Here is a 19888-nt window from a genome sequence, read left to right as displayed (position 1 = left end):
GGGGGAATTGGGATGAATGCGGAGATTATTGCGGTTGGAACGGAATTATTACTTGGACAAATTGCAAATACAAATGCCCAGTTTTTATCTGAAAAGTTAGCTTCAATCGGCATTAATGTATACTGCCATACTGTAGTTGGGGATAATAACACACGATTACAGCAGGCGATTGAAGTTGCGGAAAAACGTGCGGACATGCTTATTTTTACAGGTGGATTAGGCCCGACAAAAGATGATTTGACGAAAGAAACGATATCTTCTAGTTTGGGTGGAGAGCTAGTGTATGATGAACAGGCATTAGCATCAATAAGCGATTACTTTAAGCGTACAGGTCGCGAGTTCACGGAGAATAATAAAAAGCAGGCGCTCGTTTTGGATGGAGCGACTGTATTTGCGAATGATCATGGTATGGCACCTGGTATGGGGTTAAATAAGAACGGAAAAGTTTATATTTTATTACCAGGGCCACCGAAAGAAATGAAGCCGATGTATGTAAGTTATGTAGAGCCTTTTTTACGTAACTTTACAACAGGAGAAAACATTTATTCTCGTGTGCTGCGCTTCTTCGGGATTGGGGAATCTCAATTAGAAGTGAAAGTTCAAGATTTAATTGATGGACAAACGAATCCGACAATCGCCCCTCTTGCAAATGATGGAGAAGTGACATTACGTTTAACTGCCAAGCATCAAAAGGCTGATGAAGCGGCGAAGCTCATTCAGCATACAGAAGATTTGATTTTAGAAAGAGTAGGAGAATTTTTCTACGGATATGACCAAGAGTTTCTGCATGATAAGGCGATAGAGTTATTGAAGAAAAAAGAATTAACTTTAGCATGTGCAGAAAGTTTAACAGGTGGTCTCTTCGGTAATCAAGTAACAGAAAGTGCTGGTGTGTCTTCAATATTTAAAGGCGGTGTCATTTGTTATCATAATGATGTGAAGCAACATGTTTTACATGTACCTGAGGAAGTGTTGTCTACTGACGGTGCTGTTAGTAAAGAGTGTGCTCGTTATCTTGCTGAAAATGTTAAAGAATTATTAAAAGCGGATATCGGAATTAGTTTCACTGGGGTAGCAGGACCAGGTGCTTCAGAACATAAAGAGCCAGGAACAGTATTTGTTGGATTGGCAATTAAAGATGAACCAACTGTAGTCTTTCCTCTTAATTTAAGCGGAAGTCGTCAACAAATTAGAGAACGCTCAGTAAAATATGGGTTTTATCATTTGTATAAAAAGCTAGAAGAGATATAAGTCTCTTTTAGCTTTTTTTATGGTTAAATGCAGTTTTATTTAATGGAAAATAAAAAAATCGAATAAATGTTCGATTTTTGTTGGCAAATTGAATTGAAAATAGGTATAATAAGATTAGCAATTCAGTTAAGGAGGAATTTTGAATGAGTGATCGTCAAGCAGCGTTAGATATGGCGTTAAAACAAATAGAGAAGCAATTCGGTAAAGGTTCAATTATGAAATTAGGAGAACAAGCGGAGCGTAGAGTTTCTACAGTTTCTAGTGGTTCTTTAGCACTTGATGTGGCACTAGGGGTAGGCGGATACCCACGCGGCCGTATTATCGAAATTTACGGACCTGAAAGTTCAGGTAAAACAACAGTTTCATTACATGCAATTGCAGAAGTACAACGTCAAGGTGGACAAGCAGCGTTCATTGATGCAGAGCATGCAATGGATCCTGTATATGCACAAAAATTAGGTGTTAACATCGATGAATTACTACTATCACAACCTGATACAGGGGAGCAAGGTTTAGAAATCGCAGAAGCACTTGTACGAAGTGGTGCGGTTGATATTATCGTAATTGACTCTGTAGCAGCTCTTGTACCGAAAGCTGAGATCGAAGGAGACATGGGTGACTCACACGTAGGTCTACAAGCTCGTTTAATGTCTCAAGCACTTCGTAAACTTTCAGGTGCAATCAATAAATCAAAAACAATCGCAATCTTTATTAACCAAATTCGTGAAAAAGTTGGGGTTATGTTCGGAAATCAACTACAAGTTGCTTAATCGTAAAGATTAAGGAGTTTACCATGGGTTTCCCTTGCTAGTGATAGCATGTTAAAAAACCTTGTGAACCTTATTGCCTAAGGGTGTAACTATTCATATAGTTGCTAACGGTGAAGCCCACCATTATTTAGGGTAATACCGTGCCAAGCTCCATATTTATATGGGGAAGGTGTAGAGACTACCGAAAAGGACTTTTAGTTAACTGAGTAGGGTACGGCAGATGATAGGCTACTGCTGGAAGTGCAAGGCTCTCTGTAAAGAGATGAAGAGATAGTCCGGACTATAGAGATGGAAAATCTATAGATAGTGCCAGAAACAACTCCAGGTGGTCGTGCGTTGAAATTCTATTCAACTGTTCGTCTTGAAGTACGTCGTGCGGAGCAATTAAAGCAAGGTAACGACATCGTTGGTAATAAAACAAAAGTAAAAGTAGTTAAAAATAAAGTGGCACCACCATTCCGTGTTGCTGAAGTTGATATTATGTACGGAGAAGGTATTTCAAGAGAAGGCGAAATCTTAGATATGGCTTCTGAACTTGATATCGTTCAAAAGAGTGGTGCTTGGTACTCTTATAATGAAGAACGCTTAGGACAAGGTCGTGAAAATTCAAAGCAGTTCTTAAAAGAAAATACGGATTTAAGAGAAGAAATTGCCTTCTTTATTCGTGAGCATCACGGAATTAGCGAAGATTCTGGTGCTGAAGGTATGGAAGATCCAAATCTTCTTGATTAAAAATAAAAGACACGGCTTCGTGTCTTTTATTTTTGTATCATTATGAAAGCGTTGTATATCGTTGGAGGTAAAATATTTAATCCACCTAAAAGATTATGTATAAAGAGGGATATATGCACGTTTTACATGAATAAACTGGAATTTACTAAGGTTTTCCAGGATAATATGCTGTCTGCTTTTTAAATTCATATATGAATTAGGGCTGAAGGTAAAGAAAGTAAAAGTAGACAACGCTTGACAATGAAAATTGCGATAGATACAATGAGAATGTATATTTTTTCTTATATACGAAACACTCTTCTCAAGAAGAGAAGTAATATTCGGAGTAAGACTTAAATCTTGCCGAAATAATAATATGACATTTTAATTGTGAAATGAAGAAAGTCCCTTAAAAAAGCGGGACGACGGTCTTTGCTGTATGTTGGTATTCAATGTACATGCCGACAGTCTTTTTTCATTCATAGCAAGGGGAGGTGAAATCATGAGTAGTACAGTTTGGATACTCATCTCCATTTTGCTTGCAACAGTCGGTGCAGTTGTTGGCTTTTTTGTTCGAAAGTCTATTGCTGAAGCGAAGATTAATGGTGCAGCCAATGAAGCGAAACGTATTCTAGACGAAGCGAATCGTGAGGCTGAAGCACTTAAGAAAGAAGCGCTTTTAGAAGCAAAGGATGAAATTCATACACTTCGTACAGAAGCTGAATTAGAAATTCGTGACCGTAGAAGCGAATTACAAAAACAAGAAAATCGTTTAATGCAAAAAGAAGAGAACCTTGATCGTAAAGACGAAACGCTCGATAAACGCGAGCTACAGTTAGAAAAGAAAGAGGATTCTCTTGTAGCGAGACAACAACAGATTGAAGAGTTGGAAAGCAAAGTGGGAGAGTTAGTTCAAAAGCAACAAACAGAATTAGAGCGCATTTCCAATCTGACACGCGAACAAGCGAAAGCAATTATTCTTGGTAAAGTAGAAAGTGAAGTTTCTCATGAAATTGCCGTAATGGTAAAAGAAAGTGAAGTTCGTGCGAAAGAAGAAGCAGATAAGAAAGCAAAAGAGATTTTATCTCTTGCAATGCAGAGATGTGCAGCTGATCATGTTGCTGAAACAACCGTTTCGGTTGTAAATCTTCCAAATGACGAAATGAAGGGACGTATTATCGGACGTGAAGGTCGAAATATTCGTACGTTAGAAACGTTAACAGGTATTGACCTAATTATCGATGATACACCAGAAGCGGTTATCCTATCTGGATTCGACCCAATTCGTCGTGAAACAGCTCGTATCGCTCTTGATAAACTAGTACAGGACGGACGTATTCACCCAGCGCGTATTGAAGAGATGGTCGAAAAATCAAGACGTGAAGTGGACGAGTATATTCGCGAAGTCGGAGAGCAAACAACGTTTGAAGTGGGTGTTCACGGATTACATCCAGATTTAATTAAGATTTTAGGTCGTTTGAAATACCGTACAAGTTATGGGCAAAACGTCTTAAAACACTCTATGGAAGTGGCATATTTAACTGGACTTATGGCAGCAGAGCTTGGTGAGGATGAAAAACTAGCAAGACGTGCTGGTCTATTACATGATATCGGTAAAGCGATTGACCATGAAGTAGAAGGTAGCCACGTTGAAATTGGTGTTGAACTCGCAACGAAATATAAAGAGCATCCTGTAGTTATAAACAGTATTGCATCTCACCACGGAGACACAGAGCCAACTTCTATCATTGCAGTTTTAGTTGCAGCAGCAGATGCATTATCAGCTGCAAGACCGGGAGCTCGTAGTGAAACACTTGAAAACTATATTCGTCGTCTTGAAAAGTTAGAAGAGATTTCAGAGTCTTATGAAGGCGTTGAAAAATCATTTGCAATTCAAGCAGGACGTGAAGTTCGTATTTTGGTAAAACCAGATACAATCGATGATTTAGAAGCTCATCGTTTAGCTCGTGATATCCGAAAACGTATTGAAAATGAACTGGATTACCCAGGACATATTAAAGTAACGGTTATTCGTGAAACACGTGCAGTGGAATATGCAAAATAAAGTGGTGAAACACCACTTTATTTTTTTGTGTTGGAATTGGATAAAATAAAGACAGTTAGTTATATAGCATAAAAGTGAAACAAACTTATAATAAACATATTATAAGGAATTTACTTAATGCTATAGCAATAAAAAATGCAGTACATAGAAAGGGTAAGACATATGAGAATATTATTTGTTGGGGATGTAGTAGGATCTCCTGGTAGAGGTATGATTCAACAATACGTACCGGCATTAAAGAAAAAATATACACCTACAGTAACAATCATTAATGGAGAAAACGCAGCAGGTGGCCGTGGAATTACAGAAAAAATATATCGAAACTTTTTAGAGTGTGGGGCGCAAGCAGTTACACTTGGAAACCACGCTTGGGATAACCGTGAAGTATTTGAATTCATCGATGATGCAAAATATCTTGCAAGACCAGCTAACTTCCCAGAAGGAACTCCAGGAAAAGGGCTTATTTTTGTGAACTGTAATGGAACAGAAGTTGCAGTTATTAACTTACAAGGACGTACATTCCTTCCTCCAATTGATTGTCCATTCCGTAAAGTGGATGAATTAATTAACATTGCGAAAAAACGTACGAATATTATCTTTGTTGATTTCCATGCGGAAACTACAAGTGAAAAACAAGCGTTAGGTTGGTATGTAGATGGTCGTGCTACAGCGGTAGTAGGTACACATACGCATGTTCCTACAGCAGATAATCGTATTTTACCAAGCGGGACGGCATATATTACAGATGTTGGTATGACAGGACCGTACGATGGAATTTTAGGCATGGACCGAGAAGCAGTATTGAAGAAGTTTTTAACAAACTTACCAGTGCGATTTGAAGTGACAAATGGTAGAACACAATTAAGCGCAGTGCTAATTGATGTGGATCCTAATACAGGAAAAGCTAAGAAAATTGAGCGTATCTTAATTAATGATGACCAACCATTTTTTGAGTAATCTCTGTTAAAATTTAGATAAGTTATTATTTTTTAATTTTTTAGAAAAATTACAGAAATTTAGCAGGAATACGTGTCATTCCTCGTGAATATAAGTTAAAGTGAAATAATTGCTAATACTTTTTATAGAAACGAGGAGGAAACGCGGAATGGAAATATTAAAAGTTAAAGCAACGTCGGTCCCTAATTCTGTAGCTGGTGCACTTGCAGGTGTTATTCGCGAACGCGGAACAGCAGAAATTCAAGCCATTGGTGCAGGTGCATTGAACCAAGCGGTAAAGGCAGTAGCAATTGCAAGAGGATTTGTAGCGCCTAGTGGTTTGGACCTGATTTGTATCCCAGCGTTTACGGATATCATGATTGATGGGGAAGAACGTACAGCAATAAAATTAATTGTAGAACCTCGTTAAGTTTAAACAACCTGTTTGCAGTATGCAAACAGGTTGTTTTTATAATGGAGGAATGAAAATGAAAATTTTTGATGCTCATTGTGATGTGCTTCTTCAGTTATGGAGTGCACAAGGGAAAAAGGATTTTAAACATGATTCGCAATTACATATTACATTTGAACAGTTAAAGAACAGAAAAGGAAGTATACAATGTTTTGCTATATATGTGCCAGAAACAGTGGCATATGAAAACCGATTTGAAGTAGCATTGCAAATGGTAGATATTTTTTATAATGAAATTTTATCCCTACCAGGTGTGAAGTTTATTCAGACAAAAGATGATATTAACATGTTAAAACAGAACGAAATTGGAGCGATATTAACCCTAGAAGGATGCGAAGCAATTGGAAAAGATGCAATGAAATTACGGTTGTTGTATCGCCTAGGAGTACGTTCTTTTGGACTAACATGGAATTATGCCAATCTATTAGCTGATGGTGCGCTAGAGACACGTGGGGCAGGTTTAACGACTTCTGGTAAACATGTTGTACAAGAACTGAATGCGTTACATGTATGGACTGATGTGTCTCATTTGAATGAAAGAAGTTTTTGGGATGTTATAGAAATTGCAAAAAATCCTATTGCTTCCCACTCAAATTGTATGAAACTTTGTAAGCACCCACGTAATTTAAACGATGAACAACTTAAAGCTCTTATAAAGCGAAATGGCATGATCGGTGTCACTTTTGTACCGCAGTTTCTAACAAATGAAAAACAAGCGAATGTAGCAGATATAGTAAGACATATCGAATATATTTGTTCATTAGGTGGAGAGAACAATATAGGGTTTGGTTCGGATTTTGATGGGATAGTAGAAACAGTTGTAAATGTATCAGCGTATCGAGATTATGAAAATGTAATGAATGAGCTTTGTAAACACTATGCTGCATCTACTGTAGAGCGATTTTTATATGATAATTTTGTTGAACATATCGGCTTTTAAGATTTTTGTTTTAAAAATCCAGAAAAATTAGAATTAATTCATTTGATATTATTGCTTTTTTTAAGACCTAATACTAGAATGAAAAACAAAATAGCTTTATACTAAAGATTCAGGGAAATCAGAAGAGGCATAATTTGCGTCCATTGTAGTTTATTTGCATAAAAAATGCTAAACTATTACTGTAAAAAAATACACTACAATGAATGCAGCCAAAAGGGGTGTAGGAGATGATTAGTCAACTTTCATGGAAAGTTGGAGGCCAACAAGGTGAAGGAATTGAAAGTACAGGAGAGATCTTCTGTATTGCATTAAACCGATTAGGTTATTATCTATACGGTTACCGCCACTTCTCATCACGTATTAAAGGCGGCCATACAAATAATAAAATTCGTGTAAGTACAACAGAAGTACGCGCGATCTCAGATGATTTAGATATTTTAATTGCTTTTGATCAAGAAACAATTGATTTTAACTTCCACGAACTACGTCCGGGCGGGATTGTAGTTGCAGATGCGAAATTTAATCCGACAATACCTGACAATACAGATGTAAATCTATATGTGATACCGTTTACAGATATTGCTTCAGAATTAGGTACATCATTAATGAAAAACATGGTTGCTGTTGGAGCCTCAAGTGCGGTATTAGGATTAGAGGAAACAGCTTATTTAGATGTTGTTGAAGAGATCTTTGGTCGTAAAGGAGAGCAAGTTGTTCAAAAGAATATGGACGCAATTAAGCGCGGCTCTCAATATATGAAAGAGTTACTAGGTGAGAAAGTAAACATGATGCAGCTTGAAAAAGCTGATGGTCAGAAGCGCATGTTTATGATTGGGAACGATGCAATTGCATTTGGTGCAGTAGCTGGTGGTGCTCGCTTTATGTCTGCATATCCAATTACACCTGCATCTGAAATTATGGAATACTTAATTAAAAAATTGCCAAAAGTCGGCGGAACAGTAATCCAAACTGAGGATGAAATCGCAGCTTGTACAATGGCAATCGGTGCAAACTATGCTGGTGTTCGTACATTAACTGCATCTGCTGGTCCAGGTCTATCTTTAATGATGGAAGCGATCGGTTTAGCGGGTATTACAGAAACGCCGTTAGTTATTGTTGATACACAACGCGGTGGTCCAAGTACAGGGTTACCTACGAAACAAGAGCAGTCTGATTTAATGGCGATGATTTACGGTACGCACGGTGAAATTCCGAAAATCGTAATGGCGCCAAGTACAGTAGAAGAAGCTTTCTATGATATTGTAGAAGCGTTTAACTTATCTGAAGAATATCAAGTACCTGTTATTTTCCTAACAGATTTACAGCTTTCTTTAGGGAAACAAACGGTAGAACCACTTAAGTTAGATAAAGTGGAAATTCGTCGTGGTAAACTTGATTTAGAAGCGGAATTACCAGAACGTGAAAATAAAGCATACTTCAAGCGTTATGAAGTAACAGAAGATGGCGTTTCACCACGTGTTTTACCTGGTATGAAAAATGGTGTTCACCATGTTACAGGTGTAGAACATGATGAAACTGGTAAACCATCTGAATCAGCAATAAACCGTAAAGATCAAATGGACAAACGTTTCCGTAAAATGGAGAACTTGAAGTTTAATACCCCTGTTTATAAAAATGTTAAGCAGGAAGAAGCAGACGTATTGCTTGTTGGATTTAACTCAACACGTGGTGCGATCGAAGAAGCAATGGAGCGCTTAGAACAAGAGGGTATGAAAGTAAACCATGCTCATGTGCGTTTAATTCACCCGTTCCCAACAGCTGAAATCGATCCACTTGTGAAAAATGCGAAGCGTGTTGTAGTGGTAGAAAACAATGCAACAGGTCAACTTGCTAACATTATGAAAATGAATCTTGGTAACGGCGAGAAAATTTCTAGTCTTTTAAAATATGATGGGAACCCATTCTTGCCGAAAGAGATTTACAACGAATGCAAAAAAGGGGTTGTATTAAATGGCAACATTTAAGGACTTTCGTAACAGTGTAAAACCAAACTGGTGCCCAGGTTGCGGAGACTTCTCGGTGCAAGCTGCAATTCAACGTGCGGCAGCTAACGTTGGCTTAAATCCAGATGAACTTGCTGTTATTTCTGGTATCGGCTGTTCAGGTCGTATTTCAGGTTATATTAATTCATATGGTGTGCATAGTATTCATGGTCGTGCCCTTCCAATTGCACAAGGTGTAAAAATGGCAAACCGTGATTTAACAGTTATCGCATCAGGCGGTGACGGTGATGGATTTGCGATCGGTATGGGACATACAATCCATTCTATTCGTCGTAACATCGACATTACGTACATCGTAATGGATAACCAAATTTACGGATTAACAAAAGGGCAAACTTCACCACGTAGCGAAGCTGGATTTAAAACGAAAAGTACACCACAAGGTTCAATTGAACCGTCACTAAATGTTATGGAAATGGCTTTAACAGCTGGTGCAACATTTGTGGCGCAAAGCTTTTCAAGTGATTTAAAAGAATTAACACAAATTATTGAAGCTGGTATTAACCATAAAGGATTTTCATTAATTAACGTATTTAGCCCATGTGTTACTTACAATAAAGTAAATACTTACGATTGGTTTAAAGAGAATTTAACAAAACTAAGTACAGTAGAGGGATATGATCCGTCTAATCGCATGATGGCTATGCAAACGTTAATGGAAAATAACGGATTAGTAACAGGTTTAATTTATCAAAATACAGCGCAACCTTCATACCAAGAACTTGTAAAAGGCTATAGTGAGAAGCCTTTAGTTCAATCTGATTTAAATATGGATCAGAAAATGTTTGATGAACTTGTTGCTGAATTTATGTAATGTAAGAAGAGAAGGTTGCCATGTGGCAACCTTTTTTTTATGAGTAAATATAAGGTAGTTATATTTACTTGGAAAATTCAGAATGGTAAAATAATATATAAATCGTTGTATGAGAATGGCAAGTTCATTGCTAATAAAATGTAAGATAAGACAGCGCAAATTTTTTGTTAAAATTGGCGAAACGCTTCATACTATGGTAATGTTTATAGGGATAAAGCAATATGCTTTTTAGTAGGACAAAAAGAAATACGAAAAGGGAATGTCTATTTGTGTGGGGAAGACTTCATTCTTATAGATGATTAGATTGGTTACTCAAAGTTTCAAAGGACAAGTTATCTCTCAAGCTATCTAACCATTTTTGAGGTGGGTCTAAGCGCATTAAAATGGACTATAGAGTGTGTATAGTTAAGGGTGAAAGGAGATTACCGATGAACGAGCAACAACGATTAGCAAGTCAACAAGCAAATTCCTCTGCGAAAAAAGAAGAGAAAGATTATAGTAAATACTTTGAAAGTGTATACCAACCACCTTCCTTAAAGGACGCGAAAAAACGAGGGAAAGAAGAAGTTAAAATTGAACGGGATTTTGGCTTACCTGAAGAGTTTCGCAATTTTGGTACAGGAAGAAAGTTTTATATTCGTACATATGGTTGTCAAATGAATGAGCATGATACAGAAGTGATGGCTGGTATTTTCACTGCACTTGGATATGAACCAACTTTTTCAACTGAAGATGCAGATGTAGTATTATTGAATACTTGTGCCATTCGTGAAAATGCTGAAAATAAAGTGTTCGGTGAACTAGGTCATTTAAAATCACTAAAACGAAGAAATCCGGACCTTTTAATTGGTGTATGTGGTTGTATGTCTCAAGAAGAGTCTGTTGTAAATAAAATTATGCAAAAAAATCAGCATGTAGATATGGTGTTTGGAACACATAATATTCATAGATTACCGTACATTCTAAAAGATGCAATGTTCTCGAAGGAGACGGTAGTTGAAGTTTGGTCAAAAGAGGGAGACGTAATTGAAAATCTTCCGAAAGTACGCCGTGGCGATATTAAAGCTTGGGTAAATATTATGTATGGCTGTGATAAGTTCTGTACATATTGTATCGTACCGTATACACGCGGAAAAGAGCGAAGCAGACGTCCAGAAGATATTATCCAAGAGATTCGTCATTTAGCTGCGAATGGTTATAAAGAAATTACGTTACTTGGGCAGAACGTAAATGCATACGGTAAAGACTTTGAAGATATAGAATACGGTCTTGGCGATTTAATGGACGAACTCCGTAAAGTTGATATCGCCCGTATCCGTTTTACAACGAGCCATCCACGCGATTTCGATGACCACTTAATTGAAGTACTTGGAAAAGGTGGGAGTTTAGTAGAACACATTCACTTACCGGTTCAATCTGGAAGCACAGAGATGTTAAAAATTATGGCGCGTAAATATTCGCGTGAGCATTATTTAGAGCTTGTAAGAAAAATTAAAGAAGCAATTCCAAACGTGGTATTAACAACTGATATTATCGTCGGTTTCCCAAATGAAACAGACGAGCAATTTGAAGAAACGATGTCGTTATATCGTGAAGTAGGATTTGATACTGCCTTTACCTTTATTTATTCTCCGCGTGAAGGTACACCAGCTGCAAAAATGAAAGACAATGTACCAATGGAAGTGAAGAAAGAACGTCTGCAACGCTTAAATGCATTAGTAAATAAATTGGCAATTGAAAAGAACAATCTTTACAAAGGTCAAATTGTAGAAGTGTTAGTTGATGGGGAAAGTAAAAATAACGCGGAAGTACTTGCAGGTTATACTCGTACGAATAAACTTGTAAACTTCGTTGCTCCAAAATCTTTAATTGGTCAGCTTGTGAAAGTAAAAGTAACGGACGCAAAAACTTGGTCTCTTAACGGAGAATTAGTTGAAGAGCCGATTGAGGTGGAATAATAGATGAAAGCATATACGAAAGATGAAATTGTTGAGCAAGCGAAAGAATTAGCAAAAATGATCTCTGAAACAGAAGAAGTTGATTTCTTTAAGAAAGCAGAGGCGCAAATTCATAAAAATGAAAATGTAAAGCGCGCAATTGATGAAATTAAAGCATTGCAAAAACAAGCAGTAAACTTGCAGCATTACGGGAAATGGGAAGCTTTGAAAAAAGTAGAAGCTGAAATTGATGCATTGCAAGATAAGTTAGATAGTATCCCAGTTGTACAAGAATTTAAATCTTCACAAACATATGTAAATGATTTACTACAGCTAGTTGCAAGTACGATTTCTAACAACGTAACAGATGAAATATTAATTTCAACGAATGGCGATGTATTGAAGGGTGAAACGGGCGCAGCGGTAGAAAGTAAAAAAGGAAATTGTGGTTGTTAAAGAGATGTCGAATTGACATCTCTTTTTTTAGTGGATTAAACGTAAATTCTTCTCAAAAAAAGAATGACACATTCCGCTATTGTCACGCATATGATTAAGTGAATAGTGATTGAGGAGGGTTACGAATGTCCGAATTTAGAGAGATTATTACAAAAGCAGTGGTTGGAAAAGGACGTAAGTATACAAAGTCAACGCATACATGTGAATCGAATAATGAGCCAACGAGTATTTTAGGGTGCTGGGTAATTAACCACTCGTACGAAGCAAGAAAGAGTGGAAAACATGTGGAAATTGAAGGTTTCTATGATGTGAACACTTGGTATTCATTTGATGGTAATACAAAGACAGAAGTTGTAACAGAGCGTGTAAACTACACGGATGAAGTGAGCATTGGGTATCGTGATAAAAACTTTTCTGGTGATGATTTAGAAATTATTGCTCGTGTCATTCAGCCACCAAATTGTTTAGAAGCTCTTGTATCACCAAATGGTAATAAAATTGTTGTAACTGTAGAACGTGAATTCGTAACAGAAGTAGTTGGCGAAACGAAAATTTGTGTAAGTGTAAATCCTGAAGGTTGCGTAGAGTCAGACGATGCCTTCCAAATTGACGATGATGAGTTTGAAGAATTAGATCCGAACTTTATCGTTGATGCAGAAGAAGAGTAATAGAAAGCTAGGGAGAAGTTCTTCCTAGCTTTTTACTTTACATAAGTGGTACTTGAATGAACATGATTCCTAATGAAATGTGCTATAATGAAGAAAGACTCCTGAAATAGGAGATATGGATGTCCGTGAAGTGTGACATATATGAATATAGATTATTATGTAAGAATTATGGAGGATAAGTATGACGCAATATACGCCTATGATACAGCAATATTTAAAAGTTAAGGCAGACTATCAAGATGCCTTTTTATTTTTCCGCTTAGGTGATTTTTATGAAATGTTCTTTGAGGATGCGGTTAAAGCAGCCCACGAACTTGAAATTACATTAACGAGCCGAGACGGTGGTAGTAGTGAACGTATACCGATGTGCGGTGTACCGTATCATGCGGCTAAAAACTATATTGAACAGCTTGTTGAAAAAGGATATAAAGTAGCGGTTTGTGAGCAAGTAGAAGACCCAAAAACAGCTAAAGGTGTAGTGCGCCGTGAAGTCGTACAATTAATTACGCCAGGAACGATGATGGAAGGGCGTACGATTGATGAGAAAGAAAATAACTTCTTAGCCGCGTTAACACATTTTGAAGATGGATCATATGCATTAGCTTGTAATGATTTAACGACTGGACAAAATACAGTAACGTTATTGACTGGTTCAGTAGAAGATATTTTATTAGAAGTGTATGCAACTGGTTCGAAAGAAATTGTTGTAGATTCTTCCTTTTCTAAAGATGAACTAAACAAGTTAACTGAAACGTTAAAAATGACGATTTCATATGAAGATGCAACAGCAATCCCTGAAGGATTAGAACACCTTGTGAAAAATGTTTCACAAGCAAAGTTAATTAAAGCAGTTGGACGCTTATTTAACTATGTAATAAGAACGCAAAAACGTTCATTAGATCATTTGCAACCAGTGGAAATTTACTATACGAATCAATTTATGAAAATTGATGTGCATTCAAAGCGAAATTTAGAGCTGACAGAAACACTTCGAACGAAAGAAAAAACAGGATCATTATTATGGCTACTAGATAAGACGAAAACAGCTATGGGTGGTCGTATGTTAAAACAGTGGATGGAACGTCCGCTTATACAGAAAGAGCGAATTGAAGAGCGTTTGGAAATGGTTGAAACGTTTGTAAATGATTACTTCTTACGCGAAGATTTAAAAGAAAAATTAAAAGAAGTATATGATTTAGAACGTTTAGCAGGGAAAGTTGCATTTGGTAATGTCAATGCACGTGACTTATTACAGTTAAGACGCTCGTTACTTCAAGTGCCAGCTATTTTAGAAGCAATTAGTTTGTTAGATAACGCGTATGCAGCGAGATTAATTCAAGGCGCAGATCCATGTGAGAGCTTAACAGAATTACTAGGAAGAAGTATTCAAGAAAACCCACCGCTTTCTATTAAAGATGGAGATATTATTAAAGACGGTTATAATGACAAGCTTGATCAATATCGTTACGTTAGTAAAAACGGAAAAACGTGGATTGCTGAGCTTGAAAAACGAGAGCGTGATATTACAGGAATTAAATCGTTAAAAATCGGATACAACCGTATTTTCGGTTACTACATTGAAGTAACGAAAGCGAACCTCACAGCATTACCAGAAGGCCGCTATGAGCGTAAACAAACGCTTGCTAATGCGGAGCGTTTCATTACAGATGAACTAAAAGAAAAAGAAACATTAATCTTAGAAGCAGAAGAAAAAATTGTACAACTAGAATATGATTTATTTACAGCACTTCGTGAAGAAGTAAAAGTATTTATTCCGAAATTACAGCATTTAGCGAAAGTAATTAGTGAATTAGACGTACTGCAAAGTTTTGCGACAGTTAGTGAAGAAGAACAGTTTGTAAAACCTGTACTAACAACAAAGCGCGAAATCTTTATTAAAGATGGTCGTCATCCTGTCGTAGAAAAAGTATTGAACGGGAAATTGTATGTACCGAATGATTGCATTATGCCAGAGAATATGGATGTCTTTTTAATTACAGGACCGAACATGTCTGGTAAAAGTACGTATATGAGACAATTAGCACTTGTAACTGTTATGTCGCAAATTGGTTGTTTCGTACCAGCAACAGAAGCAGTATTACCTGTATTTGATCAAATCTTTACGAGAATTGGTGCAGCGGATGATTTAATTTCAGGTCAAAGTACATTTATGGTCGAAATGTTAGAAGCGAAAAATGCCATTGCAAACGCATCAGAAAGAAGTTTAATTTTATTCGATGAAATTGGACGCGGTACATCTACGTATGATGGTATGGCACTTGCACAAGCCATCATTGAACATATTCACGATCAAATTGGTGCGAAAACGTTATTCTCTACGCATTATCATGAATTGACGGTGCTAGAAGAAAGTTTAGATCAACTGAAGAATGTACATGTTTCAGCTATTGAAGAGAACGGAAAAGTAGTATTCCTTCATAAAATTCAAGACGGTGCAGCAGATAAAAGTTACGGAATTCACGTTGCGCAACTTGCGGAGCTTCCAGATAGCTTGATCGCTCGTGCGAAAGAAGTGTTAGCACAGCTAGAAGGACAGGAAGAAATTATTATTCCAAAGCGTGTAGAAGTAAAAGTGCAGGCGCAAGAAGTTATTCCAGAGCCTGTAGTTGTAAAAGAAGAACCAGTAGAAATCGAAGAGACGAAAGTAGAGACTGAAGAAGAATCACAACTATCATTCTTTGGTGGAGAACAGTCTTCGAAAAAACAAGACAAGCCAGTTTTAGATGCAAAAGAAACGGCAGTACTGACGCAAATTAAAAAAATTGATTTACTTGATATGACACCTTTAGAAGCGATGAATGAATTGTATCGCTTACAGAAAAAGTTAAAGAAAGGATGAGTAAGTAGATGGGGAAAATTCGCAAACTCGATGACCAACTCTCTAACTTAATTGCGGCAGGGGAAGTAGTAGAGCGCCCTGCCTCAGTCGTAAAAGAACTTGTGGAAAATTCTATCGATGCGAATAGTACATCTATTGAAATCCACTTAGAAGAAGCTGGTTTATCGAAAATTCGCATCATTGATAATGGGGATGGTATTGCAGAAGAAGATTGTATCGTCGCTTTTGAACGACATGCGACGAGCAAAATTAAAGATGAAAACGATCTGTTTCGCATAAGAACACTCGGTTTCCGCGGTGAGGCATTGCCGAGTATTGCCTCAGTTAGTGAGTTAGAATTAATCACTAGCACAGGTGATGCACCTGGTACACACCTTATTATTAAAGGTGGAGATATTATAAAGCAGGAAAAAACAGCGAGCCGAAAAGGAACGGATATTACAGTACAAAACCTATTCTTTAATACACCAGCGCGTCTTAAATATATGAAAACTATTCATACAGAGCTTGGGAATATTACAGATATCGTATATCGTATTGCAATGTCACACCCAGAAGTATCGTTAAAACTGTTTCATAATGAAAAGAAATTGCTTCACACATCAGGAAATGGTGATGTAAGACAAGTACTTGCATCGATTTACAGCATTCAAGTTGCGAAGAAGCTTGTTCCAATTGAAGCTGAATCTTTAGATTTCACAATTAAAGGTTATGTAACATTACCAGAAGTAACGAGAGCATCTCGAAATTATATGTCAACGATTGTAAATGGTCGTTACGTTCGAAATTTCGTATTAATGAAAGCTATTCAGCAAGGATACCATACATTATTGCCAGTAGGACGATATCCAATCGGCTTCTTATCGATTGAAATGGATCCAATGCTTGTTGATGTTAACGTACATCCTGCAAAATTAGAAGTTCGTTTTAGTAAAGAACAAGAATTGCTAAAGCTTATCGAAGAAACATTGCAAGCAGCATTTAAAAAAATACAGCTCATCCCAGATGCAGGTGTAACAACGAAGAAAAAAGAAAAAGATGAAAGTGTGCAAGAACAGTTCCTGTTTGAGCATGCGAAGCCGAAAGAGCCATCTATGCCGGAAATCATTTTACCGACAGGCATGGATGAAAAGCGAGAAGAACCACTGGCTGTGAAACAGCCAGCACAACTGTGGCAACCGCCGAAGCAAGAGTGGCAACCACCACAGTCGCTCGTAAGAGAAGAACAAAGTTGGCAACCATCTAGTAAACCGATAATAGAAGAATCGATTCGAGAAGAGAAATCGTGGAACAGTAACGATGAAGACTTTGAATTAGAGGAATTGGAAGAAGACGTTCAGGAAATAGAAGAGATCGAAATGAACGGTAATGACTTACCACCACTTTATCCAATTGGACAAATGCATGGAACATATATTTTCGCTCAAAATGATAAAGGCTTATATATGATTGACCAACATGCTGCGCAGGAACGTATTAATTATGAATACTTCCGTGATAAAGTAGGAAGAGTAGCGCAAGAAGTACAAGAGCTACTTGTACCGTACCGTATTGACTTATCTCTTACTGAATTTTTACGTGTCGAAGAGCAGCTAGAAGAACTAAAAAAAGTTGGACTATTTTTGGAGCAATTCGGCCATCAATCCTTTATCGTCCGCTCCCATCCAACGTGGTTCCCGAAAGGTCAAGAAACAGAAATTATCGACGAAATGATGGAACAAGTCGTCAAACTAAAAAAAGTGGATATTAAAAAACTGCGTGAAGAAGCAGCCATCATGATGAGCTGTAAAGCGTCCATTAAAGCGAATCAATATTTAACGAACGATCAAATATTTGCTTTACTGGAAGAACTACGTACAACAACAAACCCATACACATGCCCGCACGGAAGACCGATTCTTGTGCATCATTCTACTTATGAGCTGGAGAAGATGTTTAAGAGGGTTATGTAGGGATACTGTCATTTTGGAAATGGGTTAACAAAAAAGAAGCGATGAAATACATCGCTTCTTTTTTGTTTGCATTTAGTCTAAAAGTTTTTCATTTTGTTAATAAATTCTTTATTTATACTAAGTGTAGAAAAATCATATGAATCCATAGAAAGAGGTTTTAATTTACAGACTTATCAGAATTATGTAAAGTGTAGATAAAACCATAAAACGGGGTGTTCTTTATGTGTACGAGTTTGACATTACAGACAAAAAACGGTCAGCATCTTTTTGCAAGAACGATGGACTTCACGTTAGATTTGAATCAAGAAGTAATAATCATTCCTCGACATTACCAGTGGAATAATATAACTGGTGAAATCATTAATACGAAACATGCTACGGTCGGAATGGGTATTAATCATCAAGGAAGGATCATTATGGCGGACGGAGTAAATGAAGCGGGTTTGACATGTGCGACACTCTATTTTCCAGGATTCGCTACTTATAGTCAAAGCGTAGATGACAATAAAACGAATTTGGCTCCATTTGATTTTGTGACTTGGAGTCTGACACAATTCAACTCTGTCAAAGAGTTAAAGGAATCTGTAGATAGCCTTACCTTTTTGGATATACCATTACCGGATTTAGGACTTACGCCACCACTACATTGGATTTTAGCGGATAAATGGGGAGATTGCATTGTACTGGAGCCGACAAATGAAGGATTAAAAATGTATGACAACCCACTAGGAGTGATGACGAATAGTCCGGAGTTTAATTGGCATTTACAAAATTTAAGACAATATATAGGCCTTAAATCGCAGCCATTCGCGCCAACAGAGTGGAGTAACTTATCATTAAGTGCTTTTGGTCAGGGATCGGGCTCAATGGGACTTCCAGGAGATTTCACCCCGCCATCAAGGTTTGTACGAGCAGCATATGGCAAACAAAACATTCAAGGTATAGATAGCGAAGAAGAGGGAGTAACGGCCCTTTTTCATATTTTATCAAATTGTGAGGTTCCTAAAGGCGGAGTAATAACAGAAGAAGGGGCATTAGATAATACTATATATACAAGCGTAATGTGTATGGAGTCCGGAACATATTATTATCATACCTACGATTGTAGACAAATTATAGCTATTCATTTATTTCATGAAAATTTAGATACAGATGAGATTAAAGCTTATCCGTTCCAACGAAAACAAAAAATATTTTATGAAAACTAAGTAGCTTTGAAACAATGTTTGGTGAATTTCTGAATATATATAATAGAGCAAATGACATATATAATTCTTGGGTGCTTCTTTAACTTTGTGATTTATCATAAAGTTACTCCTTTTTTCAATGACTCCAACGAGTAAAAATATGCTAGTAGGAGCATTGGCTAAGAAACTTATTTTTAATTAAACTAGTTTTAATTTTTTTAGAAGTGCCATTAAATTGCTACTAGGTGAAATAAAAATGGACGTATGCCATTTATAAATAGTAAAGAACAAAAAAGGTATGGAAACTATCCATGCCTTTTTTGTTCTTCTATTATTTATGTATAAAAAAGCGCTGTATATCAGCACTTTTTAAAAGTACATGAGTTGTATAAGAAAGATTTATTTATTACCCATAACTGTGCAAGGTCTAATATTAGATACTTATTTGATTAATTGTTATAAGGCCTATCAGGTTATTTGTTTTTATTATTATTAATTTTTTCCGTATATAACACCTGTTCTTTATAGTGTTTTTTAATTGGGAAAGTATGTGTACCAGAGCCGTTTTTGAAATTTTTATTGATGGGGTTTTTTAGGGGGATTGTTGTAGTTTCAGTAAATTCATATGGGTAGTTTATTTTAGATTTATCTTCAAACATGAAAATGCCTCCTTTTAGGATTTCCTGGATTCTTTACTATAACATGATATGCATATAGATTTTTTTTGGACTAGTTATTTATAGAGGTTAATGGAATTTAATTACCTAACTACTGAAATATTTCAAAGGAAAAGAATGTGAGAAATATATGATAATAATTTTTTTCATTTATCCCGCTTTAATGGG

General features: G+C 36.7%; 14 protein-coding genes and 2 pseudogenes. 15 read left to right on the top strand and 1 reads right to left on the bottom strand.

Annotated elements, in window-relative coordinates; genetic code table 11:
• Positions 1-12: 12 nt before the first annotated feature.
• The 15 genes and pseudogenes from cinA (at position 13) to COL05_RS23155 (ending at position 19064) form a co-directional block, all read left to right on the top strand.
• Positions 13-1251: a competence/damage-inducible protein CinA gene (gene cinA / locus COL05_RS23225; protein WP_098670302.1), complete on the top strand. Its 1239-nt coding sequence runs from the start codon at positions 13-15 to the stop codon at positions 1249-1251.
• A gap of 143 nt (positions 1252-1394) precedes the next feature.
• Positions 1395-2003: pseudogene (gene recA / locus COL05_RS23220) on the top strand (recombinase RecA); the annotation flags it as partial.
• A gap of 327 nt (positions 2004-2330) precedes the next feature.
• Positions 2331-2753: pseudogene (locus tag COL05_RS23215) on the top strand (recombinase RecA family protein); the annotation flags it as partial.
• 481 nt (positions 2754-3234) lie between these two features.
• Positions 3235-4797, top strand: a complete 1563-nt coding sequence (rny, locus tag COL05_RS23210; RefSeq protein ID WP_000099773.1) for a ribonuclease Y — start codon at positions 3235-3237, stop codon at positions 4795-4797.
• A gap of 162 nt (positions 4798-4959) precedes the next feature.
• Entirely contained in the window at positions 4960-5754 is a 795-nt protein-coding gene (locus COL05_RS23205; RefSeq protein WP_001221095.1) for a TIGR00282 family metallophosphoesterase, read from the top strand.
• Positions 5755-5902: 148 nt separating this feature from the next.
• Complete coding sequence (gene spoVS / locus COL05_RS23200) at positions 5903-6163, top strand: stage V sporulation protein SpoVS (RefSeq protein ID WP_000404341.1); 261 nt, start codon at positions 5903-5905, stop codon at positions 6161-6163.
• A 58-nt stretch (positions 6164-6221) separates the two neighbouring features.
• Positions 6222-7145 (top strand): dipeptidase, encoded by a 924-nt coding sequence (locus COL05_RS23195; protein WP_098670301.1) that lies wholly within the window; start codon positions 6222-6224, stop codon positions 7143-7145.
• Between the two features lie 227 nt (positions 7146-7372).
• The gene (locus tag COL05_RS23190) at positions 7373-9130 is read left to right on the top strand and encodes a 2-oxoacid:acceptor oxidoreductase subunit alpha (RefSeq protein ID WP_098670300.1); all 1758 of its coding nucleotides are present in this window, start codon (positions 7373-7375) and stop codon (positions 9128-9130) included.
• Entirely contained in the window at positions 9117-9983 is an 867-nt protein-coding gene (locus tag COL05_RS23185) for a 2-oxoacid:ferredoxin oxidoreductase subunit beta (protein ID WP_000190154.1), read from the top strand. The genes COL05_RS23190 and COL05_RS23185 overlap by 14 nt, the downstream gene beginning before the upstream one ends.
• 428 nt (positions 9984-10411) lie before the next feature.
• Entirely contained in the window at positions 10412-11941 is a 1530-nt protein-coding gene (gene miaB / locus COL05_RS23180; RefSeq protein WP_098670299.1) for a tRNA (N6-isopentenyl adenosine(37)-C2)-methylthiotransferase MiaB, read from the top strand.
• Positions 11942-11944: 3 nt separating this feature from the next.
• Positions 11945-12376, top strand: coding sequence for a YlbF/YmcA family competence regulator (locus COL05_RS23175; protein WP_060631942.1), 432 nt, complete (start codon positions 11945-11947; stop codon positions 12374-12376).
• A 125-nt stretch (positions 12377-12501) separates the two neighbouring features.
• A complete protein-coding gene (gene cotE, locus COL05_RS23170) occupies positions 12502-13044 on the top strand; it encodes an outer spore coat protein CotE (RefSeq protein ID WP_098670298.1) in 543 nt (180 codons plus the stop codon).
• Positions 13045-13225: 181 nt separating this feature from the next.
• On the top strand, positions 13226-15904 hold the full coding sequence (gene mutS, locus COL05_RS23165; protein WP_098670297.1) for a DNA mismatch repair protein MutS: 2679 nt from the start codon (positions 13226-13228) through the stop codon (positions 15902-15904).
• Positions 15905-15912: 8 nt separating this feature from the next.
• Positions 15913-17856 (top strand): DNA mismatch repair endonuclease MutL, encoded by a 1944-nt coding sequence (gene mutL / locus COL05_RS23160; protein WP_098670296.1) that lies wholly within the window; start codon positions 15913-15915, stop codon positions 17854-17856.
• 221 nt (positions 17857-18077) lie between these two features.
• The gene (locus COL05_RS23155) at positions 18078-19064 is read left to right on the top strand and encodes a choloylglycine hydrolase family protein (protein ID WP_098670295.1); all 987 of its coding nucleotides are present in this window, start codon (positions 18078-18080) and stop codon (positions 19062-19064) included.
• A gap of 452 nt (positions 19065-19516) precedes the next feature.
• Here the strand turns inward: COL05_RS23155 and COL05_RS23150 are convergent, their stop codons facing one another.
• Positions 19517-19702, bottom strand: coding sequence for a hypothetical protein (locus COL05_RS23150; protein ID WP_000461128.1), 186 nt, complete (start codon positions 19700-19702; stop codon positions 19517-19519).
• Between the last annotated feature and the right edge of the window lie 186 nt (positions 19703-19888).

The organism is Bacillus sp. AFS059628 (assembly GCF_002571225.1).
GTDB lineage: Bacteria > Bacillota > Bacilli > Bacillales > Bacillaceae_G > Bacillus_A.
The sequence above is the reverse complement of the archived record's forward strand: the minus strand, read 5'-3'. Positions and strand labels throughout refer to the sequence as shown.